15 protein-coding genes and 2 pseudogenes are annotated in these 19836 nt (G+C 72.7%); 10 read left to right on the top strand and 7 right to left on the bottom strand.

Going from position 1 to position 19836, the window contains the following annotated elements; genetic code table 11:
* Positions 1 to 181, top strand: a pseudogene (locus tag V7E45_RS26825) (hypothetical protein); the annotation flags it as partial.
* Positions 182 to 212: 31 nt separating this feature from the next.
* Positions 213 to 977 (top strand): bestrophin-like domain, encoded by a 765-nt coding sequence (locus V7E45_RS26830; RefSeq protein ID WP_333776773.1) that lies wholly within the window; start codon positions 213 to 215, stop codon positions 975 to 977.
* Between the two features lie 121 nt (positions 978 to 1098).
* Here V7E45_RS26830 and V7E45_RS40705 read toward each other — a convergent pair.
* A pseudogene (locus tag V7E45_RS40705) lies at positions 1099 to 1544 on the bottom strand (hypothetical protein).
* Between the two features lie 895 nt (positions 1545 to 2439).
* On the opposite strand from V7E45_RS40705, the gene V7E45_RS26840 reads away from it, so the two are divergent.
* Positions 2440 to 3111, top strand: a complete 672-nt coding sequence (locus V7E45_RS26840) for a class F sortase (RefSeq protein WP_333776775.1) — start codon at positions 2440 to 2442, stop codon at positions 3109 to 3111.
* A gap of 31 nt (positions 3112 to 3142) precedes the next feature.
* Here V7E45_RS26840 and V7E45_RS26845 read toward each other — a convergent pair whose 3' ends face one another.
* Positions 3143 to 3979, bottom strand: coding sequence for a polysaccharide deacetylase family protein (locus V7E45_RS26845; protein WP_333776776.1), 837 nt, complete (start codon positions 3977 to 3979; stop codon positions 3143 to 3145).
* Between the two features lie 294 nt (positions 3980 to 4273).
* A complete protein-coding gene (lysX, locus tag V7E45_RS26850) occupies positions 4274 to 7552 on the bottom strand; it encodes a bifunctional lysylphosphatidylglycerol synthetase/lysine--tRNA ligase LysX (protein WP_333776777.1) in 3279 nt (1092 codons plus the stop codon).
* A gap of 89 nt (positions 7553 to 7641) precedes the next feature.
* Here lysX and V7E45_RS26855 point away from each other — a divergent pair, with 89 nt between their 5' ends.
* The gene (locus V7E45_RS26855; RefSeq protein WP_333776778.1) at positions 7642 to 8112 is read left to right on the top strand and encodes a universal stress protein; all 471 of its coding nucleotides are present in this window, start codon (positions 7642 to 7644) and stop codon (positions 8110 to 8112) included.
* On the opposite strand, the gene V7E45_RS26860 is transcribed toward V7E45_RS26855, so the two are convergent.
* Positions 8048 to 9298: an MFS transporter gene (locus tag V7E45_RS26860; protein ID WP_333776779.1), complete on the bottom strand. Its 1251-nt coding sequence runs from the start codon at positions 9296 to 9298 to the stop codon at positions 8048 to 8050. The two genes, V7E45_RS26855 and V7E45_RS26860, sit on opposite strands and share 65 nt — an antisense overlap.
* Positions 9299 to 9420: 122 nt before the next feature.
* Between V7E45_RS26860 and V7E45_RS26865 the strand changes: the two genes are divergently transcribed.
* Both V7E45_RS26865 and V7E45_RS26870 read left to right on the top strand, forming a co-directional pair.
* The gene (locus tag V7E45_RS26865; protein WP_333776780.1) at positions 9421 to 10377 is read left to right on the top strand and encodes a LysR family transcriptional regulator; all 957 of its coding nucleotides are present in this window, start codon (positions 9421 to 9423) and stop codon (positions 10375 to 10377) included.
* Between the two features lie 51 nt (positions 10378 to 10428).
* Positions 10429 to 11850, top strand: a complete 1422-nt coding sequence (locus V7E45_RS26870; protein ID WP_333776781.1) for an amino acid permease — start codon at positions 10429 to 10431, stop codon at positions 11848 to 11850.
* Here V7E45_RS26870 and V7E45_RS26875 read toward each other — a convergent pair whose 3' ends face one another.
* Complete coding sequence (locus V7E45_RS26875) at positions 11851 to 12996, bottom strand: CapA family protein (RefSeq protein ID WP_333776782.1); 1146 nt, start codon at positions 12994 to 12996, stop codon at positions 11851 to 11853.
* Positions 12997 to 13242: 246 nt separating this feature from the next.
* Here V7E45_RS26875 and V7E45_RS26880 point away from each other — a divergent pair, with 246 nt between their 5' ends.
* The 3 genes from V7E45_RS26880 (at position 13243) to V7E45_RS26890 (ending at position 15295) form a co-directional block, all read left to right on the top strand.
* Entirely contained in the window at positions 13243 to 13791 is a 549-nt protein-coding gene (locus tag V7E45_RS26880) for a sigma-70 family RNA polymerase sigma factor (RefSeq protein WP_333776783.1), read from the top strand.
* 150 nt (positions 13792 to 13941) lie between these two features.
* Positions 13942 to 14457 (top strand): hypothetical protein, encoded by a 516-nt coding sequence (locus tag V7E45_RS26885; protein ID WP_333776784.1) that lies wholly within the window; start codon positions 13942 to 13944, stop codon positions 14455 to 14457.
* Between the two features lie 184 nt (positions 14458 to 14641).
* Positions 14642 to 15295, top strand: a complete 654-nt coding sequence (locus tag V7E45_RS26890) for a zf-HC2 domain-containing protein (protein ID WP_333776785.1) — start codon at positions 14642 to 14644, stop codon at positions 15293 to 15295.
* Between the two features lie 70 nt (positions 15296 to 15365).
* On the opposite strand, the gene V7E45_RS26895 is transcribed toward V7E45_RS26890, so the two are convergent.
* Both V7E45_RS26895 and V7E45_RS26900 read right to left on the bottom strand, forming a co-directional pair.
* Positions 15366 to 16229, bottom strand: a complete 864-nt coding sequence (locus V7E45_RS26895) for an Fpg/Nei family DNA glycosylase (RefSeq protein ID WP_333776786.1) — start codon at positions 16227 to 16229, stop codon at positions 15366 to 15368.
* Positions 16230 to 16269: 40 nt separating this feature from the next.
* Positions 16270 to 18369, bottom strand: a complete 2100-nt coding sequence (locus tag V7E45_RS26900; RefSeq protein ID WP_333776787.1) for a SpoIIE family protein phosphatase — start codon at positions 18367 to 18369, stop codon at positions 16270 to 16272.
* Positions 18370 to 18559: 190 nt separating this feature from the next.
* On the opposite strand from V7E45_RS26900, the gene V7E45_RS26905 reads away from it, so the two are divergent.
* The coding region (locus V7E45_RS26905; RefSeq protein WP_333776788.1) for a lipase maturation factor family protein at positions 18560 to 19836 on the top strand (1277 nt) is incomplete at its 3' end.

Below are 19836 nucleotides of genomic sequence, written 5' to 3' on the forward strand. Positions count from 1 at the left end.
CCCGAAGCCCACCCCGCCGCCCAAGCCCCGGCCACGGCCCTCCGTGACCCCGGTGAGCTACCCGGCGTACCACCCCAGGGCGAGCGGCCGTCCGGCGCCGTCCCCCACCTCACCGGTCACCTACGTCCTGCTCATCACCGTGCCCGCGATCGTCGCCGTGGCGGCGCTGCGCCCGCGCTGACGCGCCGGCCGCTCACCCCTGGAGGAACCCGTTGTCGGATTGGCTTGTTCTCGTCCTCGCGATGCTGGGGGCCTGCGCCGTGGTGGTCGTGATCACCCTCGTACGGCACAAGCGGGCTCCCGAGGACGAGGACCCCAGCGAGACCCCGGACGTCATCGAGTACATGACGATGTGGATCGGCGTGGTGTACGCCATCGTCCTAGGCCTGGCCATCGCGGGCGTGTGGGAGGCGCGCAGCGCCGCCCAGGACCATGTGCAGGCCGAGGCCCAGGCGCTGCACGAGATCTACGAGCGGGTGCGGATCTACCCGCCGGACGTCCGCGACCGGATTCGGGACGATGTCAACGCCTATGTCGGACACGTCGTGACCACCGAGTGGAAGGAGATGGCCGACCACGGGCAGATCACCCCGCGCGGCACCGAGCTGCTGACGCAGGTCCGCCACGACGTCACCGACTACCAGCCGAAGAACGACTTCGAGGCGCAGGCGTACCAGCCGGTGCTGGACCAGATGGCCGCCGCCGACCAGGCGCGCAACGCGCGCGCCGACTCGACCGGGGCGACGATGCCGTCCGTGGTGTGGTGGGGCCTGCTGGCAGGTGCGGTCATCACGATCGGCATGGTCTTCGCACTGCAGATCCGGCGCACGCGCAGGGAACTGGTCCTGGCCGGGCTGTTCTCCGCGACCATCGCCTTCATGCTGTTCCTCATCTGGGACTTCGACGCCCCCTTCAGCCGGGGCATCGCGACGAGCGCCGAGCCGTTCCTCTCCCTGTTCCCGCACGCGGGCGGCTAGTCGCCGCGGCTGGCCCGGGGACACGTCCCGTCACAGGCCTTCGCCCCGAGTCCCCCGAGGGGGTCGGGACGAAGGCCTGTCCGTGTGCCCGGTGCTCCGGCGGACGCGTGACAAGGGCCCGTCAGATCCGCTTCTCGCGGCGGCGGAGCAGGCTCGCGCCGCCGCCGAGGACGGCCGCGGCCACCAGCCCGCCGCCGATGGCGGTGTCGGCCGGGGTGGCGCCGGTGATGCTGCTGCCGCCGAGACCGCCCTGGACGCCGCCGAGCACCGTGAAGGCCGCGGGCCGGGTCAGGGTGCGGCCGTTGCAGTTGACCGTGATGTCGTAGCGGCCCGGACGGGTGCCGCGCTCGACCGAGGCGGAGCCGCGTGAGGTGTCGTCGCGGACCGGCCTGAGCTCGATGGGACGGAAGGCGCGCGAGAACGCCGTGCCGCCCCGGCAGCCGTCCACGGTGACGGTGAGCCGGCCGCCGGCCGGGATCACGCTGGGCGAGGCGACGATGTTGCGGGGGTTGCCGTCCCCACGGCCGTTGTTGCCGAAATCGTCCCCACGGCCGTTGTTGCCGAAATCGTCGCCCCGGCCGTTGTTGTTGCCGAAATCGTCCCCGCGGCCGTTGTTGTTCCCGAAGTCGTCCCCGCGGCCGTTGTTGTCGCCGCGGCCGTTGTTGTCGCCGCGGCCATTGTTGTCGCCGCGGCCGTTGTTGTCGCCGCGGCCGTTGTTGTTGCCGAAGTTGTCGCCGCGGCCGTTGTTGTCCCCGCGGCCATTGTTGTCGCCGCGGCCGTTGTTGAAGTCGTTGCCCCTGCCGTTGTTGAAGTCGTTGCCGCGGCCGCCGCCGATGTTGCCGTTGATGTGGCCGTTGAAATTGCCGTTGATGTTGCCGTTGAAGTTCGCGTCGCCGTTGCCGTTGAACCGGTTGCCGTTGCCGTTGCCGAGCCCGTTGAGGTTGCCGATGCCCGGGACGACCCCCACCCCCACCCCCGCGACGCCGGTGCCGTTGCCGGCGATGACTCCCGTGTTGTCGTTGGACGGGCCACCGTTGTTGCCCATGCCGTCCGCGACGGCGACGGGAGTGGCGAGCCCGAGCACGGCGGCCGCTGCGCACGCGGCCGCCAGAGCGCCTTGGTTTCGCATGTGATCCTCCGCGGGAGGCACCCCGGGTCCCGTCCCCGGTCTATCGGCGAGAAAGCGCCTCCCGACAAGACCCTCGGACGCGCGGAACACGCCCGCACGTCGAGAATGCTCCGTCCTGGTGAGCGGACACGCCGTGCGAAAACCACACAATCACATATTGCTGCAGGTCACACAGCGTCAGAAAATTCCTGCGGACTGCAACTCGGATGGCGCACCGGAAGGGCGGCGGGCCACCCGTTCGCCCGCCGCCCCGTCGCCCGGCGCCCGCGCGGGACTTAGCGTTTTCCCATGCGCGAGGCACGTGCCGACGGCCGCGTCGAGAGGGGATGGCGAATGTCTGTGTCCTTGCGGTCCGAGCTGGCCGAGGAGGAGGAGCGGCGGCGCAAGCGCGCCCCCTGGGGCGTCATAGCGCTGGTCCTGCTGACCGGCCTGGCCCTCATCCGGAACGGTTCCGGGGAGTTCGACGTCGGGCCGCCGCAACCGGCGTCAGCGGCGGCCGCGGACAGTCGGGCCGCCCCCGACACGCTTCCGGCGGCCCCCGTCCCGCTGCCGTTCGCGGCGGCGGACCGCGTCCGCATCCCCGCGATCCGGGTCGACGCGCCCGTCACGCCCGTCGGTCTGGACGCCAACGGCTGGGTCGGTGCGCCGCCGCCGGAGGACCCGAATCTGGCGGGCTGGTTCACCGGTGCGGTCTCCCCCGGGGAGAAGGGCACCGCGGTCGTGGTCGGCCATGTCGACAACAAGCAGGGACCCGCCGTGTTCTACGGGCTCGGGGCCCTGAAGAAGGGCAACCGGGTCGAGGTCCTGCGCAAGGACGGCAAGACCGCGGTCTTCGAGATCTACGGGGTCGAGGTGTTCGCGAAGAGCGAATTCCCGAGCGACCGGGTGTACGGCTCCAAGGGCACACCGGAGCTGCGGGTGATCACCTGCGGCGGCGGCTTCTCGAAGCAGAACGGGTACGACGGGAACGTCGTCGTCTTCGCCCGACTGGTCGCGGTGGACTGACCCGCCGTCACCGGACGGCGGGCGCCCCGCCTCACGTGGTGCGGCGGGGCGGCACGGTGAGGTGGTAACCGGAGTCGAGCAGGTAGGGCAGGTACTCGCGGATCGCGTGGACGCTCTGCGAGCGGTCGCCCCCGGCGTCGTGGGAGAGCACCACGACACCGGGGGCGGCGCCGCTCTCCACGCGGTCGACGATGACCCCCGTACCGGGTGTCTCCCAGTCGGTGGTGTCGACCGTCCAGGCCATCGGCTCCATGCCCATCTCGGCGCCGAGCTGGAAGGCCGCGCGGTTCCAGGCGCCGTAGGGTGCGCGGAACCACTGGGGGCGCTCTCCGTAGGCGTCCTCGATGATGTCGCTGGTGCGCTCCATCTCGGAGCGGATCTCCCTGCGGTCCAGGCTGGTCAGCAGCGGATGGGTCCAGGTGTGGTTGCCGACGACGTGCCCCTCGTCGGCCATCCGGGCCAGCAGTTCCTTGTTGTCGACGACGCACTCCCCGCACACGAAGAACATCGCCCGGACGCGGTATTTGGCGAGGGTGTCCAGGATGTGCGGGGTGTAGGCCGGGTTCGGGCCGTCGTCGAAGGTGAGCATCATCCGGCGGCCGCGCCCGGAGATCTGCAGGATGGGTTCGCTCCGGACCTTGAGCTTGCGGGGCGCGACGCGCGGCGGGCCGTTTCCGGTGAGCGGCTGGAGCCGGAAGGCGGAGGGCTTGAGCACCTGGCGGGCCTGCGGTCCGGCGACGGGTGCGGCGGTGCGGGTGGCCTCGCCGCCGTCGCCGGCCACGACGACTCCCGCGGTGCCCGCGGCTCCCAGGGCGGCGCCCCCGGCGAGCAGCATGCGGCGCCGTGTGAACAACTGATCCTTCTGCATGCTTCATCAGTCGCCCCGCAAACCTCATGCGCCCCGCATCGACACCGGTGCGGCGGCGAAATGCACCCGGACGGCGCAGCGCGCGCCGACGCGTGCGCCTCCCGCGCCGGACACGGCGCCACCGGGGTGCGCGGGCGTGGAATGCCCGGGCCTGGCCGCGCGTCAGGCCGGCCCGATCCGGACGGCGGGCCCCAGGGCCTGTTGCGAGAGTGGCCCCAGATGTACTCGGGGCTTCGCCCGGTGCGGCGAGAGCGCGTGCCAGGTGTCTTGGGGGCGCGACTTCACGGACGCGGCCTAGCGGCGGCGCACCAGCGGGAAGGGCAGGGTCTCCCGGATGGTGAGGCCGGTGAGGAACATGACCAGCCGGTCGACGCCGATGCCCAGGCCGCCGGTCGGTGGCATCGCGTACTCCAGGGCGTCGAGGAAGTCCTCGTCGAGCTCCATGGCCTCGGGGTCGCCGCCCGCGGCCAGCAGGGACTGTTCGGTGAGCCGGCGGCGCTGTTCGACGGGGTCGGTCAGTTCGGAGTAGGCGGTGCCGAGCTCGGTGCCGAAGGCGACGAGGTCCCAGCGCTCGGCGAGTCGCGGGTCGGTGCGGTGCTGCCGGGTGAGCGGGGAGACGTCGGTGGGGAAGTCCTTGTAGAAGGTGGGCAGCCGGGTGCGCTCCTCGACCAGCCGCTCGTACATCTCCAGGACCACGTCGCCGGGGGTGTCGTCGGCGGTGTACGGCACACCGGTGCGGTCGCACAGCCGGTGCAGCCTGAGGAGTTCGGTGCCGGGGCCGATCTCCTCGCCCAGGGCCTCGGAGAGCGCCCCGTGGACCGTCTTCACCGGCCAGTCCCCCGAGATGTCGTACTCCCGGCCGTCCTTGCGGGCGACCGGGGAGCCGAAGGCGGCGGTCGCGGCGCCCTGGATCAGCTCGCGGGCCAGGTCGCGCATCACGTCGTAGTCGGCGTGCGCCTGGTAGGCCTCCAGCATGGTGAACTCGGGGTTGTGCTTGTAGGAGACGCCCTCGTTGCGGAAGGTGCGGCCCAGCTCGAAGACCCGCTCCAGGCCGCCCACGCACAGCCGTTTGAGGTACAGCTCGGGGGCGATGCGCAAGTAGAGGTCGAGGTCGTAGGCGTTGATGTGGGTGGTGAAGGGGCGGGCGTTGGCCCCGCCGTGGATCTGCTGCAGCATCGGCGTCTCGACCTCCACGTAGCCGCGGTCCAGCAGGCCCTGGCGCAGGGCCTGTACGGCGGTGGAGCGGGTGCGGATCACCTGGCGGGCGGCGGGGCTGGTGACCAGGTCGAGGTAGCGGCGCCGGACCCTGGCCTCGGGGTCGGCGAGGCCGTGGCGCTTGTCGGGCAGTGGGTGCAGGCACTTGCCCGCCAGGTGCCACGAGGTGACGAAGACGGTGGGCTCGCCCTTGTCGCTCACACCCGCGCGGCCGGTGGCGGTGATCTGGTCGCCGATGTCGGCCGTGTCCCGGAAGCGGTCGAGTGCGGCTCCGGAGCCGTCGCGCGTGAGGGCGAGTTGGTGGTCACCGGACCAGTCGCGCAGGACGGCGAAGACGATGCCGCCGAAGTCGCGGACGAGCATGACCCGGCCGGCCACGGTGACGTCCCGGCCGCGCGGGACGTCGGCGAGGGCGTGGGTGGGGGTGGGCACACCGACCGGGTACGGGTCGGTGCCGGCGGCGCGCAGCCGGTCCAGCTTGCGGAGCCGGACGCGGACCTGGTCGGACAGGCCCGCGTCCGGAGCGGCGGTCCCGGCCTCGTCCCCTCCGTCGAGGCCGAGCGCCGTCAGGGGCGGCAGGCCCTCGGTGGTGGCGGGCCGCTGCCCCGTCTTCGGGTGCCCTTTTCCCCAGAGTTTGCGCAACGAGGGTACGGAGACGAATCCTTCGGCGATGGCGGAGGCGAGCCCGATGCGGGCGAGGGAGGCGGTTTCGCCGTAGCAGATGAAGCGCGGGTACCACTCCGGGCGGTACTTGGCGTTGGAGCGGTAGAGGGCCTCCAACTGCCACCAGCGGGAGAAGAACAGCAGCAGTCTGCGCCAGAGACGCAGGACCGGGCCGGCGCCGATGCGGGCGCCCTCCTCGAACACGGACCGGAAGACGGCGAAGTTCAGCGAGATCCTGCGCACCCCCAGCTTCGGGGCGGCCGCGCACAGTTCGGCGACCATGAACTCCATCACCCCGTTGGGGGCGCTGCGGTCACGGCGCATCAGGTCCAGCGAGACGCCGCCGCGGCCCCACGGCACGAAGGAGAGCAGGGCGAGCAGCCTGCCGTCCTCGCTCAGGGCCTCCACGAGCAGGCAGTCGCCGTCGGTGGGGTCGCCGAGCCGGTCCAGGGCCATGGAGAAGCCGCGCTCGGTCTCGGTGTCGCGCCAGGCGTCGGCCTTGTCGACGATCTCCTCCATCTCACGGTCCGTGAGGGTGGTGTGGCGCCGGACGCGCGAGGTGGCGCCGGTACGACGGACCCGGTGCACGGCCTGCCGGGTGACGCGCATGTCCCGGCCGTTCAGGTCGAAGCCGGGCACGTGCAGGATCGCCTCGTCGCCGAGCTGCAGGGCGCCGAGCCCGGCGCGCGCGAAGGCGCGGGCCCCGGACTCGGAGGCGCCCATCACCGCGGGCGCCCAGGCGTGCCGGCGGGCCACGTCCAGCCAGGCGGCGATGGCGTGCGGCCACGCCTCGGGGTCGCCGACGGGGTCGCCGCTGGCCAGGCACACGCCGGCCTCGACGCGGTAGGTGACGGCGGCCTTGCCGCTGGAGGAGAAGACGACGGCCTTGTCGCGCCGGGTGGCGAAGTAGCCGAGCGAGTCCTGTGCTCCGTAGGCCCCGAGGAGGGCGCGGATGCGGGCCTCCTCGTCGCCGTGCAGGGCCGCTTCAAGGCGCTGGGAGCGGAAGAGCGCCGCGGCGGCGTTCAGCAGGGCGAGCGCGCCGAACAGGCCGAGCAGGAAGGTCACCCTGCGCGGCGGGCGGCCGTCGAAGGAGCTGTTGGACACCAGCCCGCCGCACACCCGGTCGGCCGCCCACGCCAGGTGCTGGCCCTCCGGCAGGGTGCCCGGGAACAGCGAGACCAGCCCCCAGCCGACGACGATGGCCACGACGAGTCCGGCCAGCAGCACACCCAGGGCACGCCACACGGCACCGCGACGGGAGGCGGCGTAGAACTGCCCGCGGGCGCACACCAGCAGGAGCAGCAGCAGGCCGCAGAGCAGGAAGGACGGCAGCGAGGCGGCGTACTGGCCCAGGACCAGCCCGAGGACGTCGAAGAGGACCAGCAGGCCCAGGTAGACGACGACCAGCCACCAGGCCACCTTCTTGCGGGCGGCGGTGGCTGCGGCCAGCAGGAACAGGAAGACCGCGTACGCCAGGTTGGCGCTGATCGGCACCAGGAGCAGGTCGAGGGTGCGCACCACCGGGCGGAGCACGGCACGCAGCGGGGCGATGAACGCGAGCAGGGCGCACAGCAGGCCGAGGAGGGCGAGCAAGGTCCCGAAGGCCTCGGGCACCCAGCCGAGGCGTCCGCCGGCGGGTGGGCGTATCCGGCCCGTGGCCGACCCGCGTGCGTCCGGCCCGGCGGTGGCAGTCATGGTTCCGACTGTAGGAAGGGCCGGGGCCGTTCGCCCGTCGAGCGGGCCCGCGCCTCGGCCCGAACCACCGGTTCCGATAGCCTCGGACTGTGACGGAGCAGCACGAACAGCACGCGCACCAGTTCGAGCGGGGTACGGACGGCCCCAAGGTCATCGTGGTCGGGGTGGACGGCTCGGACTCCTCGCTGCGCGCCGCCGCGTACGCGGGCGGTCTGGCGCGGCGGCAGCGGGCGCTGCTGGCCGTGGTGTACGTGCAGCCGGTGCTCGCGGCCGGGGCGGCGTTCGGCGCGCCGGTGGCGGAGACGACCGACGAGATCGCCGAGGACCTGGTCTCCTACATCCGGGAGGCGGCCGAACGGCTCAAGGGGATATTCGAGGTGCGCTGGGAGTTCCACACCTTCCGCGGCGACCCGTACAACGGGCTGGTGAAGGCGGCCGACGAGCTCAAGGCGGACGCGGTGGTGGTGGGCGCCTCGGAGCAGGCCGGGCACCGGATCATCGGCTCGGTGGCGGTCCGGCTGGTGAAGGCGGGGCGGTGGCCGGTGACGGTCGTGCCGTAGCGGTCCCGCGCAGCAGCAGCGGGGTGGGCAGGAGCAGGATCCCGGCCAGGGCGATCGCGGCGCGCGGGCCGGTGAGGGCGGCCAGCAGGCCCCACAGCGCCGTGAGCGCGGCGGTGGTGGCCTTGCTGGTGACGGACCAGGCCGCCAGGGTGCGGGCCACCCGGTCGTCCGGGGTGCGTTCGAGCCGTTCGGCGGCGAGGACCGGGCTGAACACGCCCGAGCAGGTGATCAGACCCAGTTCGAGGACCATCACGAGGACCAGGCCGGGGATACCGGGCCGGACGAAGGCCAGGCCCACCGACCAGCAGGCGCGCAGCACGCCCACGGTGAGCAGCACCCGGCGCCTGCCGTGGCGGGCGACCAGCGGCCGGGCCATGCGGGAGCCGAGCAGGCCGCCGAGGCAGGGCACGGCGAAGGCGAGGCCGTACTGCCAGGGCGCGAAGCCGAGCGGGCCGAGCATGAGGACGACGAGCAGCGGCGAGGTCGCCATGATCAGCCCGTTGACCACGAGGGTGTTGAGGAACAGGGGGCGCAGGTCGGGGCTGGTGAGCAGGTGCCGCCAGCCGTCGAGCAGGTCGCCGGCGCGGGTGCGCGGTGCCGGGGCGCGGGCGGGGCGGGGTTCGCCGCCGCCGATGGCCCGGATGCCGAGCGCCGACAGCAGGTAGCTCACCGCGTCGGCCAGCACCGTCGCCACCGGTCCGAGCACGCCGATCGCGGCTCCGCCGAGCGGGGGCCCGAGCACGGTGGCGGTCCAGGTGGTGGACTCGAACCTGCTGGTGGCGGTGAGCAGCCCGGCGGGCGGCACGAGGGCCTTGAGGTGGGCGCCGGAGGCGGCGGTGAAGGTGATGTCGGCGGCCGCGACGACGACGGAGACGACGAGCAGCTGGGCGAAGCCGAGCACGCCGAGGGCGTAGGCGGCGGCGACGCCGAGCAGGGCCAGGCACCGGACGAGGTCCGCCGCGATCATCACCGGGCGTTTGCGCCGGAACTCCACCCAGGGCCCCAGGGGTACGGCCACGACCGCGCCCACCGCGAGCCCGGCCGAGGCGAGGAGGGCGACCTGGGCGGAGCCGGCGTGCAGCACGCGGACCGCGATCAGAGGCAGGGCGTCGAAGGCGATCCAGGTACCGAAGGTGCTGACGCCGTACGCGGCCCACAGCCATCCGAACCGCCGCCCCAGACCCATGCACAACCTCCCGTTGACCCCGGGACATGAAAGCGGGTGGGTTCGCGCTGGATCAAACAACCGGGGGAGGCGAGACCACAACCGCTGGTTGTACGGCCCGGTGGTCCGAGTACGCTGGCGGGGTGGATCTGAAGGCCGTGCGCACGTTCGTCGCGGTGGTGGACTCCGGGCGGTTCCAGGAGGCGGCCGCCGAGCTGGGGATCACCCAGCAGGCGGTGTCCAAGCGGGTCGCGGCCCTGGAGCGGTACCTCGGGGTGCGGCTGCTCGCGCGGACCGCGCGGGGTACGGAGCCGACCATCGACGGGCAGGCGTTCCTGCCGCACGCGCGGGAGCTGCTGCTCGCCGAGGAGCGGGCCGCGGCCTCGGTCCGGCCCGGACGGCGGGCGCTGCGCGTCGACGTGATCGGCCAGCGGCTGGCCCCGGCGGCCCTGCTGCGCGACTTCCACCGGGCGCACCCCGCGACGGACCTGGACGTGGTGACCCTGTTCGACGCGGACACGGCCGTGGCCGCCGTGCGCTCGGGCACCATCGACGCGACCTTCCGGGCCGTCACGATGCCAGGGCGGCGGCTGCCGGAGGGGCTGGCGGCCACCCGGGTGCTGGACGAGCCGCTGGAGCTGCTGACCGGTCCGGGGCACGCGCTGGCCGGGGCGGGCTCGGTGACCCCGGCGAGCCTCGCCGGGCACCGGATCTGGATGCCGGGCATCGTGGACGGCACCGAGTGGGCCGCCTACTACGCGGCCCTGGCCGAGGAGTTCGGGCTGGTCATCGACTCGGTGGGGCCCAACTTCGGCATCGAGGCGCTGCTCGACGCGGTCGCCGACTCCTCCTCGCTGGCCACCTTCGTCGGCGCGCAGACCCGGCTCGTCTGGCCCGCCGGGCACGATCTGCGCCGGATCGCGCTCACCGGTCCGACGCCGGTCTACCCGCACTGCCTGGTCTGGGACGCGGCCAACGCCCATCCCGGTCTCGCCGCCCTGCGCGCCCATCTCGCGGGCCCGCCGGCCGCCCCGGCCGGTGCAGGCGCGTGGACACCGGACTGGGCCGTGCGTGGCGTCTTCCGTCCGGGACTCCCCTGAGCCATCATGATCCGCCGTCAGCCGTTTGCCGTCGGCTAAGAGGTGAGGCGCGTGGCCAGACTCCGTGCGGGTGAAGGAATTCTCCGCCGCAAACCCATCGAACACATCGAGGAGACCGAAGTCGGCGAGGGCCCCCGGCTCGAACGCTCGCTCGGGTTGTCACAGCTCACCGCCATCGGCGTCGGCGGCATCATCGGGGCGGGCATCTTCACGCTGGCCGGCACCGTCGCCAACGGCACGGCGGGTCCCGCGGTACTGGTGTCCTTCCTGATCGCCGGTCTGGCCAGCGCCTGCGCCGCGCTGTCCTACGCCGAGTTCGCGGGCATGATCCCCAAGGCGGGGTCGGCGTACACGTACGGCTACGCGGTACTCGGCGAGTTCGCCGGCTGGTTCATCGGCTGGGACCTGCTGCTGGAGTACACGGCGATCGTGGCCGTGGTGGCGATCGGCATCTCGGGGTACTTCGGGTTCCTGGTCGAGGAGATGGGCGCGAAGCTGCCCGCCTGGATGCTGGGGGCGCCGGGGACGGGGGCCGGCCACCGGGTCGACCTGTTCGCGGTCGTGCTGTGCCTGCTGATCGCCTGGCTGCTCACCCTGGGCATCCGCAGCGCGGCCCGCTTCGAGACCTTCGTGGTCGCGGTCAAGGTGCTGGTGGTGCTGGTGGTGATCGGTGTGGGCTTCTTCCACATCGACACGGGGAACTACCACCCGTTCTTCCCGTTCGGGATCAGCGGGGCGTTCACGGGCGCCGCGACGGTGTTCTTCGCGGTCTTCGGCTACGACGCCATGTCGACCGCGGCCGAGGAGTCGAAGGACGCGCAGCGGCACATGCCGAGGGCGATCATCTATTCGCTGGCGATCTCGATGGTGCTGTACGTCCTGGCCTGCCTGGTGCTGACCGGCATGCAGAACTACAAGGACATCGACCCGGAGAGCGGGTTCTCCTCGGCCTTCAAGTCGGTGGGCCTGGCCGGTCTCGCGGACGTGATCGCGGTCGGCGCGATCATCGGCATCCTCACGGTCATGTTCACGTTCATGCTGGGCGTGACCCGGGTGTGGTTCTCGATGTCCCGTGACGGGCTGCTGCCGGCCTGGTTCGCCAAGACGCACCCGACCCGGCACGTGCCGACCCGGGTGACCTGGATCGTCGGGGCGGGCTCGGCGCTCATCGCGGGGTTCGTCCCGATCGGTGAGGCGGCGGAGCTGACCAACATCGGCATCCTGCTGGCGTTCGTCGTGGTGTGCACGGCCGTGATCGTGCTGCGCTACCGCCGGCCGGACCTGCCGCGCGCCTTCCGCACCCCGTGGATGCCGTTCCTGCCCGCGCTGGGCGTCGTCTTCTCCGTATGGCTGATCACGTTCCTGCAGTGGCAGACCTGGGTCCGGTTCGTCGTGTGGTTCCTGATCGGCTGCGTGATCTACTTCGGCTACTCCTATCGCAGGTCCGCGCTCGCCCGGCCGCCGGCCGGGTGATCAATCCCCCATGACCAGTCCGTCGGCGGCGGCCCCACGGCTGAGCACGACGTCCCGGATGCGGTCGCGCACCCCCTGGAGCTCGGCGCCGCCGGCGATGGCCCGGCCGAGGTCCAGCACCCGGCCGGCGTCGAGGTCGTACATCTGCGGGACGAACTCGGCCCGGGTGACCTGCCAGCGGTCCCCCGGGTTGGCTGGCGCGGTGAAGGTGAAGCGGCCGATCGTGGACTCGTTGCCGCGCGAGTCCTGCACGCCCCTGCGGTTGTACATCTCGCCGGCGACCTGGTCGCCCATGCCGTAGACCACCCAGGTGCCGTTGACCTTCTCGTAGGCCTGCGGCACGTGGGCGTGGCTGCCGAGGATCAGGTCGATGTCCGGGCGGCCGTTGGTCGTCGAGGCGGTGAGGCGCCGGGCGAGGTCGAGCTGCGTGCCGTCCGGTACCTCCTGCCACTCGGTGCCCCAGCGCACCGAGACGACCACCACGTCGGCGCCCGCGAGCCGGGCGGCCCGGGCGTCGGAGATCATCCGGTCCGCGTCGATGAGGTTCACGGCCCAGGGCTGCCCGGCGGGCAGCGGGTGACCGTCGGTGCCGTAGGTGTACGACAGGTGCGCGACCCGGGCCGGGCCCGCCTGGAGCATGGTGACCGAGTGGGCCTCCGCCTCGGTGCGGGCGGTCCCCGAGTGCCGCAGCCCGGCCCGGTCCATGGCGTCCAGGGTGCGTCGCACGCCCGGTGCGCCGTCGTCCAGGACATGACTGGAGGCGGTGGAGCAGCCGTCGTAGCCGGTCGCGGTGAGGCCCGCGGCGAGCTGCGGGGGCGCATGGAAGTCCGTGTAGCCGCGGTCGGCGCCGAAGACGGTCTCCAGGTGGCACAGCGCCACGTCGGCGTGGCGGACCACGGGTTCGACGCCGGCGAGCATCGGGCGGAAGTCGTAGCCCCGGCCGCCCGCGTCGAAGCCCGCCCGCTCGATCACGGAGGCGTGCGGCAGCACGTCGCCGGTCGCGACGAGCGTGAAGTCGCGTGCGACGGGCGGCGGCGCCGGGCGGCCCGGACTCGCCGACTCCTGCCGCGCCTGGTTCTGGCAGGTGGCCGCGGCGGCGAGGAGGGCGGTCAGGGCCAGCGCCACCTGGTGTCTGCGTCCGATCATCAGCTCACCCCAGGATCGTCGTCGTCTGTGCGGACGTCTTATTTACCGACAAAGCCTTGACGGGCATATGGGTATGAAACCGACCCCCCACGCAAACAAACCGAGCACCCGAATTACCCCGTCCGGGTGCCCTTCTCGTGCGGCGGAGGGTCGTACGTGCGACCGTTCACCGCCGCGATCGACCGTCCGTCGCAGAGCCGGGCGCGCCCCCTGTCCCGCGGCCGCCCCCTGCGCTGCGATACGGACATGACGGCCGGAACCTCACTTCCCCCCGGGACGACGACCGCCGAGCACGAGCTCGCCGCGCTCCAGCGCGACCACGGCGGCCCCCTCTTCGCCCTGCTGCTGAGGCTGAGCGACGGGGACCGGCAGCGCGCCGAGGACCTCGTGCAGGAGACCCTGGTGCGCGCCTGGCAGCACCCCGAGGCACTGCGCGCGGCCGACTTCGACTCGGTACGGCCCTGGCTGCTGACCGTCGCCCGGCGGCTCGCGATCGACGCGCGGCGGGCCCGGCAGGCGCGGCCCTTCGAGGTCGGCGAGGCGGTGCCGGAGAACGCGCGGGTGACCGCCGACCACGCCGAACGGGCCGCGGCGGCGCTCGACGTCCGGGACGCTGTGAAGACACTCACTCCGGAGCACCGTGACGTCCTGATACTCGTGTACTTCCGCGGGGCCAGTGTGGCGGAAGCCGCGCGGACCCTCGGGATCCCGCCCGGTACCGTGAAGTCGCGCGCATACTACGCGCTGCGCGCCCTGCGCCGGGTTCTTCCGGGTTACGCGGCCGACCTGCGGTGAAACCGGGGCCTTGGTCAAACCTCGGCAAAGCGCCTTGCTGTGAACCCCGTTCGGGCAATCAGCTGTCCTCATCCGTGTTCCGGACGGGGCCGGCCGCAACGGGTCCAGGGGTTCGGGCGACGCGCACGCACCGGAGGAAGGCAGGAAGGAATGCTGCACAGAGGTCACGAGAGCACGGACGGCACCGGCGAGGGCGAACTGGCCGTCCCCATGGCCTGGCTGTACGCCGAGTACATCGCCGACGAGCTGCTGCGCACCGGCGATCTGATGCCGCCGACGTCCTTCGAGTTCCGGGCCGGCCGGGACGCGCTGGCCCTGACCGTCTTCCTCTCCGACACCGACGGCGAGCTGTCCGGCATCCGGGTGGTCTCGCAGCTGGAGAACTGGCTGTCGCTGACGGCGTACGACCAGCCGTGGCAGGAGTGGGTGGGCGAGCGGATGGCCGAGCTGGCCCGCGAGGAGGCCGCGGCGGGCACGCCGTCGCCCGACCTGGCCCTGGCCGCCGAGGCGTGGCGCTGGCTGGAGGAGACCGAGCTGCTCGCACCCGATCTGGACGCGGTGCCGGGCGGTGGCGCGGTGTTCGGGGAGGACGACGGGCCGAAGGTGTGGACCCCCGCCTGGCGGCTCGGACTGCCCCTCGGACACCTCGCCATCCACCTCTTCTGAGCCCCGGACCTGCCGCGTTCCGGCCCCTTCGAGTTTTTCTGCGAACCGGACCAATCCGGGGGCCGTAGCGCTCCGAATCTCTAGGTCACGATTCGGTGTGTGCCTTGAGTGATTCGGTAGTCGTCTGCGTACGGGTGGGAGCAAGGAGTAACCCCACCCGCACCCATCGGCACGAGGATTCGGCATGAGGTCCCTGGAAAGGCATCGCGACGTCGGCGCGTACGCGCTCGGCGTGCTGGACGAGGCGGAGTCCTTCCGCTTCGAGGACCACCTCATGGAGTGCCCCCAGTGCGCGGCACAGGTGACCGAATTCGGTCCCGCCGCACGGCAGTTGATGCTGTACCGCCGTGCCACGCCGCGCTTCGTGCACCCCATGGCCCAGCCCGGTCCGCGACTGCTCGACCGGCTCCTGGGCGAGCTGGCACTGCGGCACCGGGCCAGGAGCCGTCGCCTGCTGTACGGCCTGGCCGCCTCGGTGGTGCTGGCGGTGGCCGGACCGGGCGTCATGGCCTTCGCCGGACACGGCGAGCCGCCCTCCCGAGTCACCGCGGCCACCGACCCGGGCACCGGGGTGTGGGCACGCGTGACCACCGAGGACGGGGACTCCGGCAGCAGGATGCGCCTGGAGGTCAAGGACGCCTCCGGCCCCCACTCCTGCCGGCTGGTCGTGGTGGGCCGCGACGGCTCCGAGCAGGTCGTCGGCGGCTGGTCCGTGGGCACCCACGACACCGGCACGACCATGACGATGGCCGGCTCCACGATGCACCCGGACCAGATCGCCCACTACGACGTACGCACCACGGACGGCCAGCGGCTGGTGTCGCTCGACCCGAGCTGAGGCGCCCGGCCGCCCCGCCACGGCGTGGGCACGCACGGGAGGCCCTGCCCGCGCGGGCGGCTCGGGCCGGCTACTTCAGCAGTCTCGACAGACGGCGGTCCGCGAGGGGTTTGCCGCCGGTCTGGCAGGTGGGGCAGTACTGGAGCGAGGAGTCGCTGAAGGAGACCTCGCGGATGGTGTCGCCGCAGACCGGGCACGGCTCGCCGGTGCGGCCGTGGACGCGCAGGCCGCTCTTCTTCTCCGCCTTCAGCCGGCCGGCCGCCAGCCCGCGCGAACGCTCGACCGCCTCGGTCAGGGTGGTGCGCAGCGCCGCGTGCAGGCGGTGGACCTCCTCGGGGGTGAGCGAGGCGGCGATCTTGAACGGGGACATCTTCGCCGCGTGCAGGATCTCGTCGCTGTAGGCGTTGCCGACGCCCGCGATCAGGCTCTGGTCGCGCAGCGCGCCCTTGATCCGGCGTCGCTCGTCCTTCAGCAGGGCGGCGAGCCGCTCCTCGTCGAAGTCCGCGGCGAGCGGGTCGGGACCGAGGCGGGCGATGCCGGGCACCTCCCGCGGGTCCTGGACGACGTACACCGCGAGGCGCTTCTGGGTGCCGGCCTCGGTGAGGTCGAAGCCCTCACCCGTCTCCAGCGCCACGCGCAGGGCGAGCGGGCCCTTGCCCGGGCGGGGCGGACCGTCCGGCAGCCGGTCCCGCCACTGCAGCCAGCCCGCGCGGGCCAGGTGGGTGACCAGGTGCGGCCCGCCGTCCGTCGCCAGGTCCAGGAACTTGCCGTACCGGCCCACGCCGGTCACCTCGCCGCCCTCGACGGCGGTGAGCGGGGGGTCGTACGTCTTCAGGACGCTGACGGCGACCGGCAGCACCCGCACCACCCGGCGGCCGACCAGGTGCTCGGTGAGGAAGTCCTTCAGCGCTTCTACCTCGGGCAGTTCCGGCATACGTCCAGAGTGCCATCCGGCGCCGGTGACGGACGGCCGCTCAGCCGCCGGGCCGCGTCCCGTCCGGCACCGCGAACTCGCACCACACGGCCTTGCCGCCGCCGCGCGCCTCCACGCCCCACACGTCGGCCAGCCGGTCGACCAGGAGCAGCCCGCGGCCGGAGACGCCGTTCTCGCCGGCGTCCCGGCGGCGCGGCAGGGCGCTGGAGGAGTCCTCGACCTCCACCCGCAGCCGGCGGCCACTGCCCTCCAGGACCCGCACGGTGACGATCGCGGAGCCCTCGGTGTGCATCAGCGCGTTGGTGATCAGCTCGTCGGCGACCAGCTCGATCTCGTCGGCCCGGTCCCGGGCGCCCCAGGAGCGGACCGCGGCACGGATCATGTGCCGGGCGTGGGTGAGGGCCTCGGGGTCGCCGGGTGCCACGTGCTGCTGGAGCCGGCCGCCCGCCCGCGGGGCCTCGGGGGCGCGGCGGCGCAGCAGGAGCAGGGCCACGTCGTCGTCGCCGCCGCGTTCCTCGGCCATCCGGATCAGCCGGTCGGCGAGGTCGCGCACCTCCTGCGGACCGCCGTCGATGAGGGCCGTCAGGGCGCGCATCCCGTCGTCGAGGTCGACGCCGGGCTGTTCGACCAGGCCGTCGGTGCACAGCAGCAGAGTGTGGCCCGGGTCGAGTTCGAGGGTGGAGACGGGGTATTCGAGCCGGCCGAACTCGGCGGACAGGCCGAGCGGCAGGCCGCCCTCGACGGTGACCCGCCGGCAGGTGCCGTCGGTGTGCCTGACCACCGGGTCGATGTGCCCGGCCCGGACCATCTGGACGACCCCGGTGGACAGGTCCGCCTCCGCGTACAGGCAGGTGGCGAAGCGGTCGGTGTCCAGTTCGCGCAGGAAGACGGAGGCGCGGGCCATCACGGTGGCCGGCGTGTGGCCCTCGGCCGCGTAGGCGCGCAGCACGATGCGCAGCTGGCCCATCACGGCCGCCGCGTGCGTGTCGTGGCCCTGGACGTCGCCGATGACCGCGCCGACCTTCTCGCCGGGCAGCGGGATCAGGTCGTACCAGTCGCCGCCGATGTCCCGGCCGAGGGCGCCGCCGACGGTGGCGGCGCGGTAGCGGACGGCCACGTCGGCGCCCCGCACGCTGGGGATGGTGCGCGGCAGCATGGCCTGCTGGAGGCCCTGGGCGAGGTCCTTCTCCTGCTCGTAGAGCATGGCGCGCTGCAGGCTCTGCGCGATGCTGCTGCCGAGCGCGACCAGTACGTCGCGCTCCTCCCGCGAGAAGCCGCGCCGGTCGCTGTAGAGCAGGCCCATCGCCCCGATCGGCCGGGCCTGGGCGATCAGCGGCAGATAGGCGGCGGAGGTGATGCGCAGGCCGGTGATCTGCCGCCACAGCAGCGGAAAGCGGTCGGCGAAGTCCTCGGGCGACTCGATGAAACAGGGGCTCAGGGTCCGCACCGCCTCGCTCATCGGGTACGGCTCCTCTATGCGGGTGACCCGGGTGCCGGGCACGAAGGTGCCCGCGGGGCCCTCGGCGACGAGCCGGATGCGGCCGGCCTCGACCAGGCCGAGGACCATGCTGGTGGAGCCGAGCAGGGTGAGCCCGTGGCTGTCCTTGACGACGTCGATGACGTCCTGGACGGTGCGGGCGTGGGCGAGGGCCGCCGTGGCGATCTGCACGACGTTCGTCCGCGCGCGCCGGGCGCCGTCCTGCGCGGCCGTGTCCCGGCTCATCACCGCCTCGTCCAGCTCCTCGGTGGCGTCCCGGACGATGCCGATGATCCGCCGGGGGCGGCCGGTGCCGTCCCGGCGTATGTAGCCCTGGGTGTGGGTCCAGCGCAGGGCCCCGTCGCGGCGGCGGACGCGGAAGTAGGCGCCGTAGTTCTCCCGGCCGTCCTTGATGGCCTGCGCCACCAGGGCGTCCAGGCGGTGCCCCTCCGCCCGGGGTACCCGTACGGTCAGGCTCTCGGGGCGTCCGTCGTACTCCTCGGGGCGCAGGTCGAAGATCTCGTGCGCCTGGGCGTCCATGCTGAACAGACCGGTGTCCAGGTCCCAGTCGAAGCTGCCCATGTGGTTGAGCGCCAGGATCGGATCCGGGTGGGCGGGCCAGTCCTCCGGGAGTGACAGGGCACTCGCTCCCCGATCAGCCATGCGCCCACCTTGCCAGGATTTGCCGGATTCTTCGAGCGGGCGCCGCACCGGACGGGGCCGCCACCGGGGGCGGGGCGCGGCCGCCCGGGTTACCCGGGCCGATCGGTGAGGTACACGCAGTGACGGGCCCTTTCGCGCCGCTGGGCCCCTCTCGTCGCGGCGGCAACAATGGAGGCAGGAGCGCACGGCCGTGGACTGGTTCACCGCACCCGACTACTGGCTGAGCCGGCTGGTCTTCCAGCGGGCTCTGGCCGCCGTGTACCTCGTCGCCTTCCTGACGGCGGCCCTCCAGTTCCGGCCCCTGCTGGGCACCCGCGGCATGCTGCCCATCCCGCGCTTCACGGCGCGGGTGCGGTTCCGGCGGGCCCCCAGCCTGTTCCAGCTGCACTACTCGGACCGGTTCTTCGCGGTCTGCGCCTGGGCGGGGTGCGCGGTGTCCGCGGCCCTGCTGGCGGGGGCGGACTCGCTGCTGCCGCTGTGGGCCGGCATCCTGCTGTGGCTGGTGCCCTGGGCGCTGTACCTGTCGATCGTCAACGTGGGCCAGACGTGGTACGCGTTCGGCTGGGAGTCGCTGCTGCTGGAGACGGGGTTCCTGGCCGCGTTCCTCGGAAACGACGAGGTCGCGCCGCCCGTCGTGGTGCTGTTCCTGCTGCGCTGGATCCTGTTCCGGGTCGAGTTCGGGGCCGGGCTGATCAAGCTGCGCGGCGACGCCTGCTGGCGGAAGCTGACCTGCCTGTACTACCACCACGAGACCCAGCCGATGCCGGGCCCGCTGAGCTGGTTCTTCCACCATCTGCCCAAGCCGCTGCACCGGGCGGAGGTGGCGGCGAACCACCTCACGCAGCTGGTCGTGCCGGTTCTGCTCTTCACCCCCCAGCCGATCGCGTCGGCCGCCGCCGCCCTGATGATCGTCACCCAACTCTGGCTGGTGGTGTCCGGGAACTTCTCCTGGCTCAACTGGATCACCGTCGTGCTGGCCCTGTCCGCGCTCCGGCTGCCCACCGGCGCGCCGTCCGTGCCCGCGGCGCCGCCCTGGTACGAGGTGGTGGTGCTCGCGGTGGCCGCGCTGCTGCTCTTCCTGAGCTACCACCCGGTGCTGAACATGGTCTCCCGGCGCCAGGTCATGAACCGCTCCTTCGACCCGCTGCACCTGGTCAACACCTACGGCGCCTTCGGCAGCGTCAGCCGGGTCCGCTACGAGGTGGTCGTCGAGGGCACGCTGGACGACGTGCCCCGGGAGGACTCCGACTGGCGTGAGTACGAGTTCCGGGGCAAGCCCGGCGACCCTCGGCACTGGCCCCGCCAGTTCGCGCCCTACCATCTGCGCCTTGACTGGCTGATGTGGTTCGCCGCGCTGTCCCCCGCGTACGCCGGCGACTGGTTCGGGGGCCTGGTGGAACGACTGCTGGAGAACGACCGCGACACCCTGAGACTGCTGCGCCGCTCCCCCTTCCCCCCGGACACCCC

Source organism: Streptomyces sp. IBSBF 3136 (genome assembly GCF_036815105.1).
GTDB lineage: Bacteria > Actinomycetota > Actinomycetes > Streptomycetales > Streptomycetaceae > Streptomyces.

Coding starts and splice junctions, on each gene's coding strand:
- V7E45_RS26845 (WP_333776776.1), bottom strand. CDS start 3,979: ATGCAGAAGGATCAGTTGTTCACACGGCGCCGCATGCTGCTCGCCGGG.
- V7E45_RS26860 (WP_333776779.1), bottom strand. CDS start 9,298: ATGGGTCTGGGGCGGCGGTTCGGATGGCTGTGGGCCGCGTACGGCGTC.
- V7E45_RS26880 (WP_333776783.1), top strand. CDS start 13,243: ATGACGGCCGGAACCTCACTTCCCCCCGGGACGACGACCGCCGAGCAC.
- V7E45_RS26900 (WP_333776787.1), bottom strand. CDS start 18,369: ATGGCTGATCGGGGAGCGAGTGCCCTGTCACTCCCGGAGGACTGGCCC.
- V7E45_RS26890 (WP_333776785.1), top strand. CDS start 14,642: ATGAGGTCCCTGGAAAGGCATCGCGACGTCGGCGCGTACGCGCTCGGC.
- V7E45_RS26885 (WP_333776784.1), top strand. CDS start 13,942: ATGCTGCACAGAGGTCACGAGAGCACGGACGGCACCGGCGAGGGCGAA.
- V7E45_RS26840 (WP_333776775.1), top strand. CDS start 2,440: ATGTCTGTGTCCTTGCGGTCCGAGCTGGCCGAGGAGGAGGAGCGGCGG.
- V7E45_RS26875 (WP_333776782.1), bottom strand. CDS start 12,996: ATGATCGGACGCAGACACCAGGTGGCGCTGGCCCTGACCGCCCTCCTC.
- lysX (WP_333776777.1), bottom strand. CDS start 7,552: ATGACTGCCACCGCCGGGCCGGACGCACGCGGGTCGGCCACGGGCCGG.
- V7E45_RS26895 (WP_333776786.1), bottom strand. CDS start 16,229: ATGCCGGAACTGCCCGAGGTAGAAGCGCTGAAGGACTTCCTCACCGAG.